The organism is Clostridium frigidicarnis (genome assembly GCF_900111985.1).
Classification (GTDB): domain Bacteria; phylum Bacillota; class Clostridia; order Clostridiales; family Clostridiaceae; genus Clostridium_Z; species Clostridium_Z frigidicarnis.
Genome location: NZ_FOKI01000013.1, coordinates 1 through 20463, shown reverse-complemented (window position 1 = coordinate 20463; position 20463 = coordinate 1). Strand labels below are relative to the sequence as shown.

19 protein-coding genes, 1 pseudogene and 1 riboswitch are annotated in these 20463 nt (G+C 28.6%); of the genes and pseudogenes, 19 read left to right on the top strand and 1 reads right to left on the bottom strand.

The annotated features are described in order from the left end of the window. Positions 1–27 precede the first annotated feature (27 nt). From BM119_RS09575 to BM119_RS09485, 19 genes are all read left to right on the top strand, one after another. Positions 28–846, top strand: a complete 819-nt coding sequence (locus BM119_RS09575; protein WP_090040974.1) for a RelA/SpoT domain-containing protein — start codon at positions 28–30, stop codon at positions 844–846. Positions 847–985: 139 nt separating this feature from the next. Further along, the gene (locus BM119_RS09570) at positions 986–2770 is read left to right on the top strand and encodes a family 10 glycosylhydrolase (protein WP_090040972.1); all 1785 of its coding nucleotides are present in this window, start codon (positions 986–988) and stop codon (positions 2768–2770) included. Between the two features lie 305 nt (positions 2771–3075). Beyond that, positions 3076–3411 carry a PadR family transcriptional regulator gene (locus BM119_RS09565; RefSeq protein WP_090040970.1) on the top strand — a complete coding sequence of 112 codons (336 nt, stop codon included), beginning with the start codon at positions 3076–3078 and terminating at the stop codon, positions 3409–3411. Beyond that, the gene (locus BM119_RS09560; RefSeq protein ID WP_090040968.1) at positions 3404–4168 is read left to right on the top strand and encodes a DUF1700 domain-containing protein; all 765 of its coding nucleotides are present in this window, start codon (positions 3404–3406) and stop codon (positions 4166–4168) included. Before BM119_RS09565 ends, BM119_RS09560 begins: the two co-directional genes overlap by 8 nt. After that, positions 4161–5264, top strand: coding sequence for a hypothetical protein (locus BM119_RS09555; protein WP_090040966.1), 1104 nt, complete (start codon positions 4161–4163; stop codon positions 5262–5264). Before BM119_RS09560 ends, BM119_RS09555 begins: the two co-directional genes overlap by 8 nt. A 202-nt stretch (positions 5265–5466) precedes the next feature. Further along, complete coding sequence (locus BM119_RS09550) at positions 5467–6324, top strand: hypothetical protein (RefSeq protein ID WP_090040964.1); 858 nt, start codon at positions 5467–5469, stop codon at positions 6322–6324. A 237-nt stretch (positions 6325–6561) separates the two neighbouring features. Further along, the gene (locus tag BM119_RS09545) at positions 6562–6846 is read left to right on the top strand and encodes a DUF4491 family protein (RefSeq protein WP_090040963.1); all 285 of its coding nucleotides are present in this window, start codon (positions 6562–6564) and stop codon (positions 6844–6846) included. A 330-nt stretch (positions 6847–7176) separates the two neighbouring features. Next, positions 7177–7926 carry a hypothetical protein gene (locus tag BM119_RS09540; RefSeq protein WP_090040961.1) on the top strand — a complete coding sequence of 250 codons (750 nt, stop codon included), beginning with the start codon at positions 7177–7179 and terminating at the stop codon, positions 7924–7926. Positions 7927–7970: 44 nt separating this feature from the next. Then, positions 7971–8072: riboswitch (purine riboswitch) on the top strand. 109 nt (positions 8073–8181) lie between these two features. Further along, the gene (locus tag BM119_RS09535) at positions 8182–9576 is read left to right on the top strand and encodes an NCS2 family permease (protein WP_090040960.1); all 1395 of its coding nucleotides are present in this window, start codon (positions 8182–8184) and stop codon (positions 9574–9576) included. A 228-nt stretch (positions 9577–9804) separates the two neighbouring features. After that, complete coding sequence (yqeC, locus tag BM119_RS09530; RefSeq protein WP_090040958.1) at positions 9805–10536, top strand: selenium cofactor biosynthesis protein YqeC; 732 nt, start codon at positions 9805–9807, stop codon at positions 10534–10536. Continuing rightward, the gene (locus BM119_RS09525) at positions 10537–11115 is read left to right on the top strand and encodes a nucleotidyltransferase family protein (protein ID WP_090040957.1); all 579 of its coding nucleotides are present in this window, start codon (positions 10537–10539) and stop codon (positions 11113–11115) included. Next, positions 11112–11954 (top strand): selenium-dependent molybdenum cofactor biosynthesis protein YqeB, encoded by an 843-nt coding sequence (gene yqeB, locus BM119_RS09520; protein ID WP_090040956.1) that lies wholly within the window; start codon positions 11112–11114, stop codon positions 11952–11954. Before BM119_RS09525 ends, yqeB begins: the two co-directional genes overlap by 4 nt. After that, positions 11920–12720 (top strand): XdhC family protein, encoded by an 801-nt coding sequence (locus tag BM119_RS09515; RefSeq protein WP_177199381.1) that lies wholly within the window; start codon positions 11920–11922, stop codon positions 12718–12720. The genes yqeB and BM119_RS09515 overlap by 35 nt, the downstream gene beginning before the upstream one ends. A gap of 233 nt (positions 12721–12953) precedes the next feature. Continuing rightward, complete coding sequence (modA, locus tag BM119_RS09510; protein ID WP_090040954.1) at positions 12954–13724, top strand: molybdate ABC transporter substrate-binding protein; 771 nt, start codon at positions 12954–12956, stop codon at positions 13722–13724. A gap of 5 nt (positions 13725–13729) precedes the next feature. Next, positions 13730–14389: a molybdate ABC transporter permease subunit gene (gene modB / locus BM119_RS09505; protein ID WP_090040952.1), complete on the top strand. Its 660-nt coding sequence runs from the start codon at positions 13730–13732 to the stop codon at positions 14387–14389. Between the two features lie 17 nt (positions 14390–14406). Continuing rightward, complete coding sequence (locus BM119_RS09500) at positions 14407–15417, top strand: molybdopterin-binding protein (protein ID WP_090040950.1); 1011 nt, start codon at positions 14407–14409, stop codon at positions 15415–15417. A gap of 685 nt (positions 15418–16102) precedes the next feature. Continuing rightward, positions 16103–17314, top strand: a complete 1212-nt coding sequence (gene dpaL, locus BM119_RS09495) for a diaminopropionate ammonia-lyase (protein WP_090040949.1) — start codon at positions 16103–16105, stop codon at positions 17312–17314. 44 nt (positions 17315–17358) lie between these two features. Next, entirely contained in the window at positions 17359–18546 is a 1188-nt protein-coding gene (locus tag BM119_RS09490; protein WP_090040947.1) for a YgeY family selenium metabolism-linked hydrolase, read from the top strand. A gap of 23 nt (positions 18547–18569) precedes the next feature. Further along, positions 18570–20177: an N-acyl-D-amino-acid deacylase family protein gene (locus BM119_RS09485; protein WP_090040945.1), complete on the top strand. Its 1608-nt coding sequence runs from the start codon at positions 18570–18572 to the stop codon at positions 20175–20177. 131 nt (positions 20178–20308) lie between these two features. Here the strand turns inward: BM119_RS09485 and BM119_RS19600 are convergent. Then, positions 20309–20463: pseudogene (locus BM119_RS19600) on the bottom strand (integrase core domain-containing protein); the annotation flags it as partial.

Sequence of the window (20463 nt, the reverse complement as noted above, 5' to 3'; positions counted from 1 at the left end):
AATTTCATTTACTCTTGGAGGGATAAGATGAAAAATAAGCTTGTAAAAGAAGAATTTATTGAAAAGTATAAATTTGCAGAAGATGAAATAAAAAGTAATAATATAGATTGGAATGTATTAAATAGTATATATGAAGATTTTAATGTATATAAGGATACATATGAAGCACAAGCAGACTTTATATCTAATACATTAAGAACCCATAATAAGATACATAGTGTTAAGTCTAGAATTAAAGACTCAGAAAGATTAATTGAAAAAATAATAAGAAAAACCTCAGATAGAAAAGAAAAATATGGAGAAAAATTTCAATTTTCAGTGGATAATTACAAAGAAGAAATAAATGATTTAATAGGAATTAGGGTAATACATATTTTCAAACAAGACTGGGAAAATATTCATGAATTCATATTAGATACATGGAAAGTAATAGAAATAACAGCTAATGTGAGGGAGGGAGACGACACTAAAAGGTTTGAAGAACTAGATATTGAAATACAGTCAAGAAAATCAGGATATAGATCAGTTCATTATCTTATAGAGTTTTATCCAACAAGTCAGAGGGTAATAGCAGAGATACAAGTAAGGACTATTTTTGAAGAAGGATATGGTGAAATAGATCACCAATTAAGATATACTCACAAAGAAATTCCAGAAGTTTTAGCATTAAATCTTTTATTGTTTAATAGAATTTCAGGAAGTGCTGATGAAATGGCATCATTTATAAATTTATTAAATAAAAATTTAGGGGAAATGGAATATAGATATGAAGATATTTTAGATAAGAAGGAAAAGGAAATAGAAGAATTAAAGAAAAAATTATTAAAATTTGAGAAGGAAAGATAAGAATTTCACACAAAAAAATATATATATGATTCAATAAAGTTTATTTATTTGATTTTAAACTGTGATTTTAGTAATTCATAACAATGTAACTTAGTAAATTTCAGAGAGTATTAAATGGTAATGTGGGGGGAAAAGAAAAATGAATAGTAAGAAAAAAAGAATAAGTCTAGTGGTATCTTTTGTTTTAGCATTTATTTTTGTGTATGCAATAGGGAATGTTAATGCATATGCACTAAATGATAATGAGGAAATGAGAGCCACATGGCTTACAACTGTATGGAATAATGATTGGCCATTAACTAGTGATTACAACAACCTGGAAAGGCAAAAAATAACATTAAAAGAAAATTTAGACTTTGTAAAAAATCAAAACTTAAATACTGTATTTTTTCAAGTAAGAACAATGGGTGATGCATTTTATCCTTCAAATTATGCACCATGGTCAAGGTTTTTAACAGGAACTTTAGGTAAAAATCCAGGATATGATCCATTAAAATTAGCTGTTGATGAAGCACATGCAAGAGGACTTGAAATACATCCATGGTTTAATCCATTTAGAATAAGCACAGATGGTGATAATTTTGATAAACAAGGATACATAAATTCATTGCCTAATGGAAGTGCCTTAAAAAACAATCCTCAATGGATAGTTCAGTATGGAAATTATCATTGCTTAGATATTGGTATACCAGAAGCAAGAAAATATGTTATAGATTCAATTACTGAAGTTGTGAAAAATTACAATATAGATGGAATACATTTAGATGATTATTTTTATCCATATCCTAAAGATAACATTGTTTTTCCAGATGATGAAACATTCAATAAATATGGACAAGGATATTCTAATAAGGAAGATTGGAGAAGAGATAATATTAATAAGTTTGTAAAAGATTTAAATTCTTCAATAAAATCTGAAAAACCTCAAGTTAAATTTGGTATAAGTCCTTTTGGAATATGGAGAAATGGAAGTAGTGTTGGAGGTTCTAATACAAACGGATTAAGTAGTTATGATGCAATTTATGTAGATTCAAAAAAGTGGGTTCAAGAAGAATGGCTAGATTATATTGTTCCCCAAATATACTGGGCATTTGATACAAAAGTAGCTCCTTATGGAGAGTTAGTGGATTGGTGGTCTAAACAGGTTGAAGGAAAAAAGGTTCATCTATATATAGGACAAGCCACTTATAAAATAAATGATCAATTTGGTAGTGATGAAATAATAAATCAAATTAAGTATAATAGAAATAATAAAAATGTTAAGGGTTCAAGTTTCTTTAGTTTAAGGGATCTTAAAGATAATAAAGACGGTATTTTAGAAAGATTAAAAACTGTATATAATACAAAAGCTGATGTACCTAACATGAATTGGTTAAATGGAAATGGTTGGGTTCAACGCGGAGGGATTTGGTATTTCTATAATTCAGATGGTTCAATGGCAAAAGACTGGCAATATATAAATGGAACATGGTATTACTTTAATAATAATGGAGTAATGACAACAGGATGGGTTAAAATAAATAATACTTGGTATTATTTAGACTCTAATGGAGCAATGAAAACAGGCTGGATTAACTTAAATGGAACTTGGTACTATTTAGATTCAAATGGATCAATGAGAACCGATTGGATTAATTTAAATGGAAATTGGTATTATTTAGATTCTTCTGGGGCTATGAGAACTGGCTGGACTAATGTAAATGGATTTTGGTATTACTTAGAGTCAACTGGTGTAATGAAAACAGGATGGGTTAAGTTAGATAAAAGCTGGTATTACCTTGATGGTAGTGGAGCAATGAAAACAGGTTGGTTACAATTAGGAAAAGACTGGTACTATTTAAAAGAAGATGGAAGAATGGTTACAGGATGGTTCACTGTAGATGGTAAAAACTATTACTTCAATGATAGTGGATTACTTTTATAGAATAAATCTTCATTCAACTAGTATTACAGATGGTAGTCATCAGATAAAGATGAAATAATATCTAAAAACATTTCCAAAATAATAAGTTAATAAAATAAAAACCATCATTCAAGAGAAGAATTTGAATGATGGTTTTTTGTAAGAAAATATTAATAAAAAAGCTATTGTGCAATGCATTGTAGTGTGATAGTATAAATTCATAAGGTATTGTGTAATACACAATAGTGTTAATGGAGTAGTATATAAAAGATAATAATTTTAGAACACTACTATGTTATACACATTAGTTGGAGGTGGTATAAAGTATGAGCACACAGTTAAGAAAGGGCGTTCTTGAAATATGTGTACTTGCAATGATAAATATAAAGGATATGTATGGATATGAAGTTGTAGACAGTATATCAAGGGTAATGGAAGTTAAAGAAAGTACCATATATCCACTTCTAAGAAGACTAACTTCAGATGGTTATTTTGAATCTTATATTAGAAAATCAGAAGAAGGTCCGGATAGAAAATATTATAAAATTACCAATGAAGGTAAAGAGAGTTTGAAAAATCAGGTTAAGGAATGGGATAGATTTGTTTATGATGTAAATTATATATTAGAATCTTACAGAAAGGAATATAGAGGTAATGAATAAAGTAGAATTTTTAGATATATTACAGGATTATTTAACTGAAAATTTTAGTGAGTCAGATATTATAGATATTTTAAGAGATTATGAAGAATTTTTTATAAATGGCAAACTAGAAGGGAAAAGTGAGGAAGAGATATGTAAAACACTAGGTTCTCCTAAAAATGTTGCTAAAGAATTAATAAGGGAAATGAAGGGTGCAACTAAAGAAGAAACAAGATCTTTTGTAAAAGAGAATCTAGAGACATTAAGGAAAAAGGTAAGGATATATTTCAATAAAGCTAATAAAAAAGCTAAAGAATTTTTAAATTCAGATTCAATAATAAATGGATCTAGATCAAGCTCTTTTGTAAAAACTATAATTTATATTGTTACAGGAATGCTAATTTTAATAGGGTTATTTATGATACCTATTTTTATAGCAATAACGTTGGTATTAATAGGTGGTTCTTTAGTAAATGGATTAGGATATATTTTGGGAATATTACTCTTTAGTGCAAATAACTATGTTGCAACGGCTAGTATATTTGGGTCTATATTTTTAACGGGCCTAATTGTTTTAGGATGGACTATTTATTTGAACATTATTAAATATATTAAGATATTTATAGTAAAATATAGGGGTTGGATAAAGAAAAAGTTTATGTATTTAAGAGCAAGTAATACTGATAAAAGAGACAATTCAAAGGTGAAGAATGGTTTTAACAAAAATGAAGCTGTAGAGGGTGAAACATATAAGGAAGAAGGTGATAAGAATGAGTAAATCTAAAAAGGCGTTAATTGTTGCAGCAGTTTTTGCTACAGTGGGTTTGTTTGGATTTATCCCTAGTCTTATTTGGGCAGTACCAAGTTTTGCAAATGATGTTAATGATGCAAGAATTCATCTTAAAGAAAGTGGAATAGGGGAAAGTTTAGTATATGATTCAGCTGAAGTAGTTAAAAAAATAAATATAGAATCAATATGTGGTAATGGTGTAAGAGTATATATAAAGAAATCTACTGATGAAAAAGTTAAGGTTATAAAATATGATAAAATGTTCGATGAAGTAAATTTAGAAACAAATTTAGATAATGATGGAGTACTAACTTTAAAGGGAAAGTCACAATTTAATGCAAATATATTTAGAAGTAGTAACTTAAATTTCAAAGAATTATATAACACTGCTATAGATCTAATAGCATCAGCAGATAGAGAATCAAGAATTGAAATTTATGTACCAAATGGTGTAGATGTGGATGTGAATTCTAGAAACTATACTTATTTAAATATAAAAAATAAAGAGGTCTTAGGTGAGAATTTAAATTTCTTAGTTACAGCAGGTAAGCTAAAATTACCAGAGTTTAATAACTTGAAAAATTTAAATATAAAGTGTAACTCAGCAATAGAGCTAGATTTAAGAAGTTTAATGAATATTGAAAAGATAGATATTAATGTGTCCCACTTAAGAATATATTCTTATGGAAATTATGAAGTATATAATGTGGATAAAGTACCAAATGAAATGAATGTTATAGCTAATGAAATGTATGTAGAATCATACATTCCAATAGCTAAAATAGTTAATTTAAATATTCAAAATTGTATTAAAGTAAAAATGGATTTTAATAGGTTTAATATTGATTCAAATATAAAGTTAGAATATAAGGAAGATAACTATAGTAATAACAAATCATTAGAAGCTAGGAATAGAAATAGTGAAAAGGGAGAGTATATTTCCCTACCATTTGATGAAAATGGAAAATATGAGGGCAAAATATCAGATGGAGATGAGGGGGATTTTAAATTAAATATAGTAGGAAAAAGGTTGGATTTAAGAAATTATAATAAGGATAGAATTCAAAATGAGATAGGATTTTAATGAATAAATGTGGTAACCGTCAGCTGATTTAAATAATAAGTTTAATAAAAATAATCTAAATTGAGATAAACTGATAAAATGTATACATATTAAGTACATAACATTATAATTGTTATAATTAAAAGGTTGTGTACTTGTTATGTATAAAATATAATAATTAGTGGTCTTATATAATATGTTTCGAAACAAAGGGGGAGGAAGTATGGATAAAAAAAATATAGGTGAAAAGTTTCATGATAATGAAACAATGATTATGTCAAAGGAAGATTTTCATAAGGAAAGTTTTAGTGATAATACCATGGCTATACCCAGAATTAAGGAAGAGGAGTTCAAGAAGAAGGATAAGAAAGATTTTAATAATGAACAAAAGGATGTATTTGATAAAATAGAAGATAAGTATCAAAATTTAGACAATAAAAGGCAAGGTAGGAATAAGCGTAGTGGTAATAAGTCAAACAATAAGGGAAAAGCATTTTATAGAACAACATGGTTTATGTGGATTATGCTATTTCTACTACCACCTATAGGAATAATTCTTACATGGTTCAATAGATCCTTAAAAAGAAAAACAAAAAAAAGGCTCACAGTTTTATTTACAATTTATTTTGTGCTTATAATTGGGATGCCTACAATAAAAAATACATTTGGTGATCTTAAGGATAAATTTAATTTTACACTTCCAATAAAACAAGAAGAAACAAAACATGAGGAAGAGAAAAAATCTAATGATGATATAACAAAACCAGAACAACAAGAAAATAATAGTAACATTAATTCAACAATAAAAACTGAGGAACAAAAACCTAATAATAAGCCTAAGAATACTAAAAAACCAAAAGAAGACAAGTCTGAAAATGGTGGGGATAACAACAAAAAAAATAACAATACGAAACCAGAAGAAAATAAACCAGAAACTAATAAACCTAATACCAATGAGTCTAACAATAATAAGCCCAATTCAGAAACTAAGCCAAATACAGAAAATAATAAAACACCAAAGGATACGGAAACTAAACCCTCTGAGGGGTCAGGAAATACTGAGAAGCCTAAGGAACCATAATTTTGAATCAAATAATTTTTGAAATTAACTTGGAATTTAATTAAAAGTAATACATTTCATTAAGCTAAAACTCAGAAGAACTTATTTTGAGAGTGATTTCCTATAATGATAAGTTAAAAACTAAGAATGATGAGTTGAGTTAAAGTTAAAGTGAAAAAGGTGTATACTATTAAGTTCAAATGGTAAGTTATGAGGGGATTGGGAATAGTAGTTATGGAGTAAATAGGAGGTGAAAATATGAATTATAATGGGGCTTTAATAGGACTAGTTGCTTTTTTGATAATAGGTGCATTTCATCCTATTGTGATAAAGAGTGAATATTATTTTGGTAAAAAGATTTGGCCTTTATTTTTAATTGTTGGATTACTATTAATAGGAATTTCAGTGGTGACTAAAAACTTTATATTATCATCAATTATAGGGGTCACAGGATTTTCATCCATTTGGAGTATTCATGAAATTATTGAACAAGAAGATCGAGTTAAAAAAGGATGGTTTCCTAAAAATCCAAATAAGAAATAGGAATAGGAAATGGACATGCTATAAATTGCATGCCCATTTCCTATTTCTTATTATATTTTATATTTTTAGGTTTAAGGACAAATCGCTAAGTGTGTTATAAGAGATTTTAACATATTAACAAAGATTTAAATTTATCCCATGACTGGGTGCTGTAATACTCTTATCTCAATATTGGAATAACTGGGTTTGAATAATATACACTATCATGTAAAAATTGTGTTATTACTATTATTTACAAAAAAGAAAATTTTATAAATATACAAACAATATATTAACATAGAGTAAACTGTATGTTAATATGTAACAAAAGGGATAGTTAGGAGGGGGAAGTTGAAAAAAATAAAAATTTGTTTTCCTAGAATTTTAGGATTAATTTGTATGATTTCTTCCATATTTTCACGAAGTAACAATATGAGTATTAGTACAATTTTATCTATAGTAATTTTTTTGATTGGAATAGTCTTATTTATGTATGGGGAAAAATTATATAAAGGTGGTAACAAAAACTATAGTGAGCATACGGACATAAATAATATTATATTTAATAGACTTATTTTTAAAGTAATAGGATGGTTGATAGTTATATTTTTAGCCATAGCTTTTATTGAAAAACCTAGGATATGGAAGGTGTGGGGAAGAAGTCCACAAATATCTAATGGAGCAATTAATTTATTAGATATAATAGACGAAAATAAATATTGTAAGTTAAATAAAAAGGTAGGGTTTGCTTATAATGAAAAGGTTATAACATACGTTAAAGATATTAATAGATATGGCAGTTCTTTAAGTTTCACTTTAATTGTAGAGAATGGTACAGATGAAATCCTTAAGAATGATCCAGATAAATTTTTTGTTGAAGATAACATGAAAAATAAATACTTTCTAAATTTATTTAAAAATATCAAATTTGAGGAACCAATTGAGCCTGGAAAAGTTAACGAGGCAAAAATTTTAATTGAGGGAATTGATGAAAGAATAGTTGGATTTACTGTAAATGCATATTTAGACGGTAAAAGTAATTTATGTGATGAAGAAGATAAATATATAAGAATAAGGATAAGTTCAGATGATTTTAGATAATATTAAAAAATGTATACAAATATTAAAATTAAATGTATAATAAATGTTAAATAATTTAATAAACCCATATATATCTGTTAATATGGTTCAGATGTTTCTACAAGAAGACCTTAAATTTTCTTGCTATGGGTAAATCAATTAATTGTGTAATTTTATTGCATTGGTTTACCTTAAGTAGACCAATGCAATTTTTATTTTATGAAGAAATTTTTCCATTTTAAACTAGCAACACTATAAAATCTATGGAGGACACTAATGAAAAATTTTTTAGAAAAAGTATTTAAATTAAAGGAGAATAACACAAATGTAAAAACAGAAGTAATAGGTGGATTAACTACATTTATTACATTTGCTTATGCATTACTTGTAATTCCTAATATTTTAAAAGTGGGAGGAATGAACGCTTTAGGGGTTAAAGGAGATGCTGCTGAAATTCTTAATATAGCATCAGATCCAGTTATAGCATCTGCATTTGCATCTGTATGTATATCTGCAGCATTAGCTACATTAATAATGGCTCTTCATGCTAATTTACCTTTTGTTTTAGCACCAGGTCTTGGTCTTGTAGCATTTTTTTCATATAATATATGCTTAAAGCTTAATTTCTCTTGGCAGCAAGGATTAGCTGCAGTATTTATTTCTGGACTAGTATTTATTTTAATAACCCTTACATCCATAAGAGAAAAAATTGTACATGCAATACCACAAAATCTTAAATTTGCTATAACAGCAGGAATAGGATTGTTTGTAGCTTTAATTGGATTAAAAAGTGGAGGAATAGTAGTATCAAATCCATCTACATTAGTTTCTTTTGGAGATTTTACAAATAAAACAGTTATATTGACAATAATAGGACTTATTATAAGTTCAGTATTAATGGCTAGAAATGTAAAAGGGGCTATGTTAATAGGAATTATACTAACTACAATAATAGGTATACCTATGGGAGTTACTAACTTAGAGGGGATAAATGTATTCTCAATGCCACATATAGGAGAAACGTTTTTTGCAATGGACATAAAAGGTTTGTTAACAACTAATGGTAATGGCATATTAGGGGCACTACTTACAGTATTTATGGTTGTTATAACTTTAAGTCTAGTAGATTTATTTGATGGAATAGGAACTTTAGTTGGAACGGCTCAGAGTTCAGGAATGGTTGATGAAAATGGAGAAGCTAAAAATCTTAGAAAGGCTCTTACATCAGATGCTATAGGTACAACTTGTGGAGCTTTTCTTGGAACAACTACGTTAGCAACTGTTGTTGAATCAGCGGCAGGTATTGCAGCCGGAGCAAGAACAGGACTTTCTAATGTGGTAGTCAGTATATTATTATTATGCTCATTATTTTTTAGTGGACTTATTGGTATCGTACCACAAAGTGCTACATCACCAGCTTTAGTTATAGTTGGAGTATTAATGCTTGGAGCAATTAAAAATATAGATTTTTCAGATTTTACAGAGGCTGTACCAGCATTCTTTACTATAGTTATGATGCCCTTTACATATTCAATAGCTAATGGCATAGCCGTAGGAATGATTTTTTATCCATTAATGAAGGTTACTACAGGAAAAAAACATGAAGTTCATAAAATGTTATATATATTTGCAATGTTATTTATTTTAAGATTTATATTAATGCCAGATTAACAAGTAAAGATAAGCGGTTAATGATTTATTTCATTAACCGCTTATTTTTATGAATTTATAGCAATATTTAAATAAGGAATTTAGTATAACTTAGATTTTTATCATTAAATGACTAACAGTTCACAACTCAATAGGTAACTAATTAAAGATTTCAGTGTGTGATAATATATAATAAAGTTTAATTAGTTTAGTATATTGGAAGTCTTAATATATGGGAGGAATAGGAGTATGAGAAAGTTAGGTATTAAAGAGTTATTAAAACTTAAAAAAGGAGATGTAGTATCTATAGTTGGTTCAGGTGGAAAAACATCTTTTATGTATGAATTGGCAAAGGAATGCTCTTTTAATAGTAAGGTTTTAGTAACTACATCTACTAAAATAGAAAAGCCTAAGGCTAATGAAGTAGATTATGAATTTTATACAACAAAGTCCAATGAATTTCGAAATAACAATGGTATAACTCTAATTGGGGATTATATTAATATGGAAAACAAGGTTGTTTGCAGTGAAGATACTATGAAAAATTACATAGAGAAATTTGATTATACATTAATAGAAAGTGATGGGTCTAAAAGAAAACCCTTAAAAGGGTGGAGTAATAATGAGCCAGTAATATTAAGTAAGACTACTAAAACAGTTGGAATCATTCCTGTAACCGTTTTGGATTTAGAGGTAAATTATAAAAATATACATAGATTAAAAGAGTTTAAAAAACTTACTAATGCTAAAGAGCAAGAAAAAGTAACACTAGATCATTTGATTGAAATAGTAATAAATCCTAATGGATTATTTAAAAATTCAATAGGGCAACGAATTCTATTTTTAAATTGTATAGAAGATGAAAAACATGAAGAACTGGCACGTAATTTGCTTGAAAAAATAAGTAGGGAAAATAATAAGTTTTTAAATAAAGTCCTAGGAGGTAGTATAAGAAATTCAGTTTTCTTTGAATTAAATTAAATGGTAGGTATTATATTAGCATCTGGTTTGAGTAAACGATTTGGGAATAATAAATTATTAGAATCCATTAACGGGAATCCAATGGTTTATTATGTATTAAAGGCAGCTAAAGAATCTTCATTAGAAAAAATAGTATTAATTTATAAGGATAACGATGTTAAGGATATAGCCAAACAGTTTCCTATACATTGCATATTAAATAAAAAATACACATTAGGACAAAGTGAGGGAATAAAAATAGGAGTTAAAGCTTATTGTAGTGAAGATAGTTTCATGTTTATTATGGCAGATCAACCTTTTTTAACTTCGAAAACTATAAATAAATTAATAGAAAAATTTAAAAAGAAAGATAAAATAATAGTTCCTAAATATAAAGATAGAAATGGTTCACCAGTTATTTTCCCTAAAAGATTTATAAAAGATTTACTTAATCTACATGGAGATGTTGGAGGTAAAGAAATAATAATAAAAAATCCTCTAGAGGTAGAGTTTTGTTACTTAAATAATGAAAAAGAACTTCTAGATATTGATAATAAAGAAACACTAAAAAATCTTTTTGAACAGGGGGAAAAGATATGAACGACATTGTTATAGTCAGAGGTGGAGGAGATATAGCTACAGGAGTTATACAGAAATTATATAGAAGTGGATTTAAGGTTATAGTTACGGAAATTAATAATCCAACATCTATAAGAAGAAAGGTCTGTTTAAGCGAAGCAATTTATGAAGGAGAGGTAAGAGTTGAAAAGTTAGTAGGGGTTTATAGTGAAAGTTTAAAAGATATAATGAATGCTTGGCACAATAATAAAATTCCAGTATTAAAAGACCCAAAAGTAAGGATATTAAAGGATATTAATGTGACTGCAATTATTGATGCAACATTAAGTAAAAGGAACATAGGAACTAATAAATGTATGGCTCCTATAACAATAGCTTTAGGGCCAGGGTATGTTGGGGGACAAGATGTAGATGTAGTAATTGAAACACAAAGAGGACATAATTTAGGAACATTAGTTTTTCAGGGAGAGGCATCAAAAAATACAGGGATACCAGGGATCATAAAAGGATACGGAATAGAAAGAGTTATATATTCTCCATGTGAAGGAAAACTTAAAATAATAAAAGATATAGGAGATGTTGTTAACAAAGGTGATGTGATTTGTTTAGTTAATGATTCAAATGTATATGCAACAATTCCAGGAGTTTTAAGAGGGATGATTAGAGACGGTTTATATGTAAAAAAAGGATTGAAAATAGCAGATATAGACCCTAGAATAACAGAAATTGAAAATTGTAATAGGGTATCAGATAAAGCTAGAAATATAGGAGGAGCTACTTTAGAAGCTTTAATGTATATGAAGAATATAAAGGGAGGTTATGTATATGGAAGAGAAATTGCTGAAAAAAATATTAGATAAACTTAATGAAGGAGAGATATCAGCACTAGTTACATTAACTTATTCAGAGGGGTCAACACCAAGAAAAAGCGGGTCAATGATGGTAGTATCAGAAAATGGTGACATAGAAGGAAGTGTAGGCGGCGGAATGGTAGAGGCTTATACTCATAAGTGTGCTTTAGAATGTATTGAAAATAGTGAAGGAATGGAGTTTAGTTATAGTTTAAATGAAAAACCTGAAGAGGGTATGATCTGTGGAGGACAAGTGCGAGGATATATAAAAGTTTTTCTACCTAAACCAAAGTTAGTAATTATAGGGGGAGGACATGTTGCTCAAAGTATATGTGGAATAGCTAAAAACTTGGAATTTAATATTGTTGTTTTAGAAGACAGGGTAGAATTCATGAGCAACAAAGCATTTGAAAAGGTTCAGGTCATATTAGGAGATTTACAGGAAAAATTAAAAAATTTAAAAACCAATAAAGATACCTATTTTATAGTTGCAACTAGAGGACATGCATTAGATAAAGAGGCAATAGAAATTATTTTAAATAAAGAATATAAGTATGTAGGTATGCTTGGTAGCAAAAAGAAGGTTTTTAAGTTAATGGAAATGCTTAAAGAACAAGGATTTAAAAGGGAAAAGTTAAATACCATATATACTCCAGTTGGATTAGATATATCAGATGGCACACCAGGAGAAATAGCCATAAGTATATTAGCTGAAATATTAAAAATCAAAAATAATGGAAGTTTAGTTCACAAAAATCAAGATTTTTCATACTAATTTGAGAGTAAATTTATAAAAAAGGAATTTTAAAAGTATATTTTACTTTAAAAACATTAAGGGTTAATATAAAATAATTTTCAGTTTCGAATAAAAATATTTTGAATAAATATTTTATTATAGATAGAGGGTTATAGGTGTTTATTTATAATTTTGGTATTAAATTTAAAAATAAACTAGAAGTATTGAAAATAAGTGCTATGAGATAACAATAAAATTGGGGGAAATAAGAAATGTTAAAAAAATTAATTGGCTTAATTATGATAGGAAGTTTATTTTTAGTTGGATGTGGGTCAACTAATGATAATAATAAATCTAAGAAAAAAGAAATAAATATGAGTGTTGCAGCATCACTTAAGGTGCCAATGGAAGAAATAAAAAAGAATTTTGAAGAAAAAAACAATATAACAGTAAATTTAAACTTTGGCCCATCAGGAACTCTTCAAAAACAAATAGAGGATGATGCACCAGTAGATATATTTTTATCAGCTGGAAAAGAAAATATTCATGATCTTATAAAGAAAGGCTATATAAAAGAAGAAAATTCAAAGGATTTTTTAGGTAACTCATTAGTTTTAGTTAAGTCTAATGAATCTAAATCCAAAATAAATTCTTTTAAGGATTTAAAATTTGGAAACATAAAAATAGCTGTAGCAGAAAAGAGCGCTCCGTTAGGGTTATATACAAAGGAAGCATTTAATAATATAGGGATACTTAAAGAGGTAGAGCCAACAATTATATATTGTAAAGATGCAAAAGCAACTATAAGTTATGTTGAAAAAGGAGAGGTAGATTTTGCAATAATTTATGATAATGATTCTCCCAATCTTAAAAGTTCAAAGGTAATAGAAAAAATAGATGATAAACTTCATAGTCCCATTATATATCCACTAGCAACAATAAAGAATTCCAAAGAAAAAATAGAGGTAAAAGACTTTATAGAATATTTGACAAGTGAAGAGTGTAAAAATATATTAAAACAAAACAACTTTATAGTAAGGTAATAACCATGGAATTAAATCCAATTTTTGTTTCTATAAGGACAGCTTTTGTTTCTACAGTTTTAGTATCATTTGTGGGAATATTTATAGCTTATAGATTATTAAATAAACAAGGAGTATGTAAGTACATAATAGAGACCTTAATATTATTTCCTTTGTTTATGCCGCCATCATTAGTTGGATATATAACACTTATATTAATAGGCAAGAAAAGCTTTGTAGGCAAAATTATAGATCATATATTTAATTTCTCTTTTATATTTACATGGCAAGGGTCAGTTTTAGCGTGTTTTATTGTTGCACTACCTATTATGTATCAGTGTGTTAAAGGGGCTATGGGGGCCATAGATAAAAACTGTATACAAGCAGCTAAATTAGATGGTGCTACTAATTTAATAGTATTATTTAGAATAACATTACCTATGTGCATAAAAGGAATATTGAGTGGCATTATTCTAAGTTTTGCAAGAGCTTTTGGAGAATTTGGAGCAAGTCTTATGATATGTGGTAATATACCTGGAAAAACTGAAAATATTCCCATGGCAATATATTTTGCAGTAGAAAATGGAGATTTTATAAAAGCTAATAAATTAACATTTGTAGTAATTATAATAAGCACAACGCTAATAGTATTTAATAATTTTCTATTAAAGAAAAGAGAATTTTAACTTAGGGGGAAGTTAATGTGAAAAAGATTAAAACAATCGATTCAGTAGGACAAGTTATATTACATGATATAACACAAATAATACCAGGAGAATTTAAAGGCAGAGCATTCAAAAAAGGGCATGTGATAAAAAAAGAAGATATAGAGATGCTATTATCTTTAGGAAAAGATAACATATATGTTTTAGAAGACATAGAGGGAATGGTACATGAAAATCAAGGAGCAATAAGATTAAAAGAATTATGTTGTGGAAATGGATTAGATTTTTCAGAAATAAAAGAAGGGAAGATAGATATGTTTGCAGCATATGATGGGCTTTTAAAGGTTAATAAAAAGGAGCTTTTAAAGTTAAATATGTTAGATGAAATAATGTTTTCTACAATTCATAATAATACTCCAGTAAAAAAAGGTGATAAGGTTGGAGGTACAAGAGTTATACCTCTTATGATAGATGAAAAGAAGTTAGAACAAGCAGAGAAAGAAGTGAATAAACTTATACATGTTGAAAAAATTAGAGGTAAAAAGGTTGGAATAATAACTACAGGTAATGAAGTTTATTATAAAAGAATAGAGGATGCCTTTGGCCCAGCAGTAATTAAGAAGGTTGAAGAATATGGATGTGAAGTTTTAGGGCAAGTTATTTTACCAGATAACAAGGAAATGATTAAAAATGAAATAAAGAATTGGTACATAAAAGGTGCAGAGATGGTAGTATGTACAGGTGGAATGTCAGTTGATCCCGATGATTTAACACCTAGTGCCATAAGAGAAAGTGGTGCAGATGTTATAACTTATGGGTCACCAGTATTACCAGGAGCAATGTTTTTACTTTCTTATTATGAAAATAAGCCTTTATTAGGGCTACCAGGATGTGTTATGTATGCAAAAAGAACTATATTTGATTTAGTTTTACCTAGAATTTTAGTGAATGAAAAGTTAATGAAAAAAGATATTGCAATGTATGGGGAAGGTGGAATGTGTTTAAATTGTAACATATGTATTTTCCCTAAATGTGGATTCGGAAAATAATAAATCAATTTAATTTAGGGAAAATACTAGTTTATCTAATATACAGAGGGAAATAGAAGATACAATATATAATAACCAAAGGGATATAAATTTAATGAAGAGAACAAATGTAAAGATAATAGGTTTATGTATAAAATAGGGGGATAATTTAGGGATAAAGTATTAGCTATATACATAATTGAATATTAATAAGCCATTTTTAGAAGATTATATTTTGTGCAGTATTAATGATATAAAGTGAATAAAAATTTTATATAAAACAGATATTTATTAAATAAGAAATTTAGTGTATATCTGTTTTTTGTTTTTAAGAATTTTTAGCAATACAATGTTAAATTTTTATTTATATACAATGTTAAAAATTAAAGATTCAAAATATTGTAGAAAAAATGCGGAAAATAATTATCAAATTGATAAAAAAATAAAAATAACGCTGTAAACATAGAATTTACTGCATTTATCATTTTGATAGTAATTATCAAAATGATAAAAATACGAAAACTAATAAATATTTTCAAGTTATAAATTAATTTAAATGTATACAAAAAGTAAGAAAAGTGTAATATAGATAAAAAAATTATAAACAAATAAAAGAATATAAAAAAGATTTCGTTAAAAATTAAATTAATTGGCATGATTGTTGCTAAATCTTATATTAGCAACAAATATAAGGAGAGATGAAGTAATGTCAGAAAAAATTAAATGGAAAGAAAATACTCTTAAGCAAGGAAATAAAGAAAATAGCGTTAAATTTTTATGCGAAGAAGAAATAAGAAAGGCAAAGAATTTTCATTCTAGTTTTCCTCAATATAATGAGACTCCATTAGTTAGTTTAGAAAGTTTAGCTAACCATATAGGATTAGGTGGGGTTTACATAAAGGATGAGTCATATAGATTTGGATTAAATGCATTTAAGGTGTTAGGCGGATCTTTTGCTATGGCAAAATACTTAGCAGGAAAGCTTGAAAAGGATATATCAGAATTACCATATGAAAAGATAATATCAGATGAAGTTAGAAAAGAACTTGGAGATATAACTTTTGTTACAGCAACAGATGGTAATCATGGTAGAGGGGTTGCATGGACAGCTAATCAATTAAAGCAAAAATCAGTAGTTTATATGCCAAAGGGGTCTTCATTAACAAGATTAGAAAATATAAGAGCAGAAGGTGCAGAGGCATCAATAACAGATTTAAATTATGATGATGCTGTTAGACTAGCAAATAAATATGCAGAGGAACACAATGGATTAATGGTTCAGGATACAGCATGGGAAGGATATGAGGAAATTCCAGCATGGATAATGCAGGGATATGGAACAATGGCTCTAGAATCAAAAGAACAATTAGAAAAATATAGTGTTGAAAAGCCAACACACATATTTGTACAAGCTGGAGTTGGATCTTTAGCAGGTGCTGTTCAAGGGTATTTTGCAGCAACTTATAAAGATGAATGTCCAAAAACAGTAATAGTTGAAGCAAATTTAGCAGATTGTTTATATAAATCAGCAGTAGCAAATGATGGAGAGGCAAGAAGTGTTGGTGGCGATATGCAAACAATAATGGCCGGGTTAGCTTGTGGAGAAGCAAATACTATAGGTTGGGAAGTATTAAAGAATCATTCAAAGATATTTGTTTCATGTCCTGACTGGGTATCAGCAAAAGGCATGAGAGTACTTGGAAACGGAATGAAAGATGATAAAAAAGTAGTATCAGGAGAATCAGGAGCAGTAACAGCTGGGCTTTTATATGAAATAATGACAAATCCAGAATATGAGGATTTAAAGAAGGCTTTAGAATTAGATGAAAATTCAAAGGTATTATTATTTAGTACAGAAGGGGATACAGACCCAGATAAATATAGGTCAATAGTTTGGAATGGAGAATATGGAATATAAATAGAAAAATAGCATTAAGAATAGAAAAATAGGGGGAACGTATTATGTTAACAGAATTAAGAAAAGAACAGTTAACTAGATTATGCCAAGAGATGATAAAGAATAAATCAGTGTCTGGACAAGAAGGTAATGTTGTAGAAGCAATAAAAAAGGGGCTAAAAGAATTAGGATATGATGAATGTTTTGTTGATAGCTATGGAAACATTATAGGACACATAAAAGGTAAAAAACCAGGTAAAAAGCTATTGTTTGATGGTCATATAGATACTGTACCAGTACCAGACGAATCTAAATGGACACATGCACCATTTAAAGGAGAAATAGTAGATGGAAAAATCTATGGTAGAGGAACATCAGATATGAAGGGACAAACTTCAGCTATGATAGCAGCAGCTGCATATTTTGCTGAAGACATAGATAGAAATTTTGAAGGAGATATATATGTAGCAGGGGTTGTTCATGAAGAAATATTTGAGGGAGTTTCAGCTAGAAAAATAAGCGAAGCAATAAAACCTGACTATGTAATAATAGGGGAATCTTCAGAACTTAACTTAAAAATAGGTCAAAGGGGTAGAGCAGAAATTGTTGTGGAAACTTTTGGAAAACCAGCTCATTCAGCTAACCCAGAAAAAGGAATAAATGCTGTTTATAAAATGGCTAAAGTAATAGAAAAAATTCAAGAAATAGAAGCACCTGAACATGAGGTTCTTGGAAAAGGAATATTAGTATTAACTGATATAAAATCTTCACCATATCCAGGAGCATCAGTAGTTCCAGATTACTGTAGAGCTACATTTGATAGAAGATTATTGGTTGGTGAAACTAAAGAATCAGTATTAGTTCCAATAGAAGCTTTATTAGAAGAACTTAGAAAAGAAGATAATGGGTTAAATGTAAAAGCATCGTATGCAATAGGAAAAGAAGTTTGCTACACAGGAGAAAAAATAGAAGGAGAAAGGTTCTTCCCAGGTTGGTTATATGAAGAAAATGATGAATTTGTACAAGCAGCTTATAAAGGACTAAAATCTGCTGGAATAGATGCTAAAATAACTCAATATTCATTCTGTACAAACGGTTCTCATTATGCAGGAGAAAAGGGAATAAAAACCATAGGATTTGGTCCTTCAAAAGAAAATTTAGCTCATACAATAGATGAATATATAGAACAAGAACAATTATTTATGGGAGCAGAAGGATATTACGGAATATTAAAATCAGTTTACAATAAGTAAAAAAGAATCGTAGGTGAATAATAATGAAAAAACTAATAAAAAATGGGCTAATTGTTGACGGAAATAAGAGGGCTCCATTTAAAAGTAATATTGTTATTGAGGGAGAAAAAATCAGCTACATAGGTAGTGTAGCTGATGAAAATTCCTTTGATGAGGTAATAGATGCAAAGGAAAGGGTTGTATGTCCAGGATTTATAGATACTCATTCCCACTCAGATCTTAAAATAATAGAAAATCCATATAACGAAATTAAAATAAGACAGGGAATAACAACAGAAGTATTAGGTCAAGATGGAATATCAATGGCACCATTGCCTATAGAATATATATCTCCTTGGAGAAAAAATTTAGCTGGATTAGATGGAGAGTCAGATAATATAGATTGGACATATAAAACAACTGATAATTATCTAAAGATTATGGAGAAAAATGGTGTTGGATTAAATGAAGCTTATCTTGTACCACATGGAAATGTAAGGATGGAGGCTATGGGACTTGGAAGCAATATAGCCACAGATAAAGATATAGAAAAAATGTGTAATATAACAAGAAGAGAAATGGAAGCGGGATCACTAGGCCTTTCAACAGGACTTATATACATGCCATGTGCTTATTCAAAGACTAAAGAGCTTGTTGAAATGTGTAAAGTGGTTGCGGAGTATGATGGTGTGTTTGTTGTTCACCAAAGAAGTGAAGCTGATACTATACTTGAATCTATGGAAGAAGTAATTGAAATAGGAAGAAAATCTGGAGTTAGAGTGCATTTTTCTCATTTTAAGGTTTGTGGAAAGAAAAATTGGGGATTCATAGATGCTGTTATAGATCTTGTAAAAAAGGCGGAAAAGGAAGGAATAAAAATATCATTTGATCAGTATCCATATGCCGCTGGAAGTACAATGCTAGGAGTAATACTTCCACCATGGGCTCATGATGGAGGAACAGATAATCTTTTAGAAAGATTAAGCAATAGTGAATTAAGAAAAAAAATGATAAATGATATGGAAACTGGAATTCCAGGATGGGATAACTTTGTGGATTTTGCAGGGTTAGATGGAATATTTGTTACATCTGTGAAAACAGAAAAAAATAGGGATGTTATAGGAAAAAACTTAAAAGAACTTGGAGAAATGAGAGGAAAAGATTCTTACAATGCTACATTTGATCTTCTTTATGAAGAGGAGAATGCGGTTGGTATGGTTGATTTTTACGGATTAGAAGAACATATAGAGAAATTTATGAAAATGAAAGAGCAAAATGTGTGTACTGATGGTCTTCTTTCAGGAAAACCTCATCCAAGAGCCTTTGGATCATTCCCAAGAATACTTGGTAGATTTGTAAGAGAGAAAAAGGTTTTAACTTTAGAAGAAGCTATTTATAAAATGAGTAAAAAAGCAGCACAAGCATTTTCAATAAAAAATAGAGGAACATTAGAAGTGGGGAATTTTGCAGACATAGTAATTTTTAATGAAGAAACTGTAGGCGAAAAAGGAACTTTTGTGGATCCAACACAATATCCAGAAGGAATTGATTATGTAATTATAAATGGAGAAGTTGTCATAAGAGAAGGAGACTATTTTAAAATAGCACCAGGAAAAGTCTTGAGAAGAGGTGAATCTGTTAAGCTGATATGAAAAAATAGCTTAATATTTCATAGAATTGCTCGTTCTTTGAAAATTATATAAGTTTGGATAGTTTATTGTATGGTAAACAAACCTGCAATAAACGTAATTTTTGCAGGTTAATCAAAGATATTAATTTTATATTAAGCCGCTGAAAACCAAGAGTTTTTATCTGAGCTATCGCTAGCGAAGCCAGCAACTTCTGCTGGAGTACAGTTATTTAATGAACCATGTGGTCTAATAAAGTTATAGTGAAATACAAATAAGTATATTAAATTATTTGCTTTTTCAAAAGAAT

Bases quoted from the DNA above. Each gene is read 5' to 3' on its own strand.
- BM119_RS09575 (WP_090040974.1), top strand. From the start codon at position 28: ATGAAAAATAAGCTTGTAAAAGAAGAATTTATTGAAAAGTATAAATTT.
- BM119_RS09570 (WP_090040972.1), top strand. From the start codon at position 986: ATGAATAGTAAGAAAAAAAGAATAAGTCTAGTGGTATCTTTTGTTTTA.
- BM119_RS09565 (WP_090040970.1), top strand. From the start codon at position 3,076: ATGAGCACACAGTTAAGAAAGGGCGTTCTTGAAATATGTGTACTTGCA.
- BM119_RS09560 (WP_090040968.1), top strand. From the start codon at position 3,404: ATGAATAAAGTAGAATTTTTAGATATATTACAGGATTATTTAACTGAA.
- BM119_RS09555 (WP_090040966.1), top strand. From the start codon at position 4,161: ATGAGTAAATCTAAAAAGGCGTTAATTGTTGCAGCAGTTTTTGCTACA.
- BM119_RS09550 (WP_090040964.1), top strand. From the start codon at position 5,467: ATGGATAAAAAAAATATAGGTGAAAAGTTTCATGATAATGAAACAATG.
- BM119_RS09545 (WP_090040963.1), top strand. From the start codon at position 6,562: ATGAATTATAATGGGGCTTTAATAGGACTAGTTGCTTTTTTGATAATA.
- BM119_RS09535 (WP_090040960.1), top strand. From the start codon at position 8,182: ATGAAAAATTTTTTAGAAAAAGTATTTAAATTAAAGGAGAATAACACA.
- yqeC (WP_090040958.1), top strand. From the start codon at position 9,805: ATGAGAAAGTTAGGTATTAAAGAGTTATTAAAACTTAAAAAAGGAGAT.
- BM119_RS09525 (WP_090040957.1), top strand. From the start codon at position 10,537: ATGGTAGGTATTATATTAGCATCTGGTTTGAGTAAACGATTTGGGAAT.
- yqeB (WP_090040956.1), top strand. From the start codon at position 11,112: ATGAACGACATTGTTATAGTCAGAGGTGGAGGAGATATAGCTACAGGA.
- BM119_RS09515 (WP_177199381.1), top strand. From the start codon at position 11,920: ATGGAAGAGAAATTGCTGAAAAAAATATTAGATAAACTTAATGAAGGA.
- modA (WP_090040954.1), top strand. From the start codon at position 12,954: ATGTTAAAAAAATTAATTGGCTTAATTATGATAGGAAGTTTATTTTTA.
- modB (WP_090040952.1), top strand. From the start codon at position 13,730: ATGGAATTAAATCCAATTTTTGTTTCTATAAGGACAGCTTTTGTTTCT.
- dpaL (WP_090040949.1), top strand. From the start codon at position 16,103: ATGTCAGAAAAAATTAAATGGAAAGAAAATACTCTTAAGCAAGGAAAT.
- BM119_RS09490 (WP_090040947.1), top strand. From the start codon at position 17,359: ATGTTAACAGAATTAAGAAAAGAACAGTTAACTAGATTATGCCAAGAG.
- BM119_RS09485 (WP_090040945.1), top strand. From the start codon at position 18,570: ATGAAAAAACTAATAAAAAATGGGCTAATTGTTGACGGAAATAAGAGG.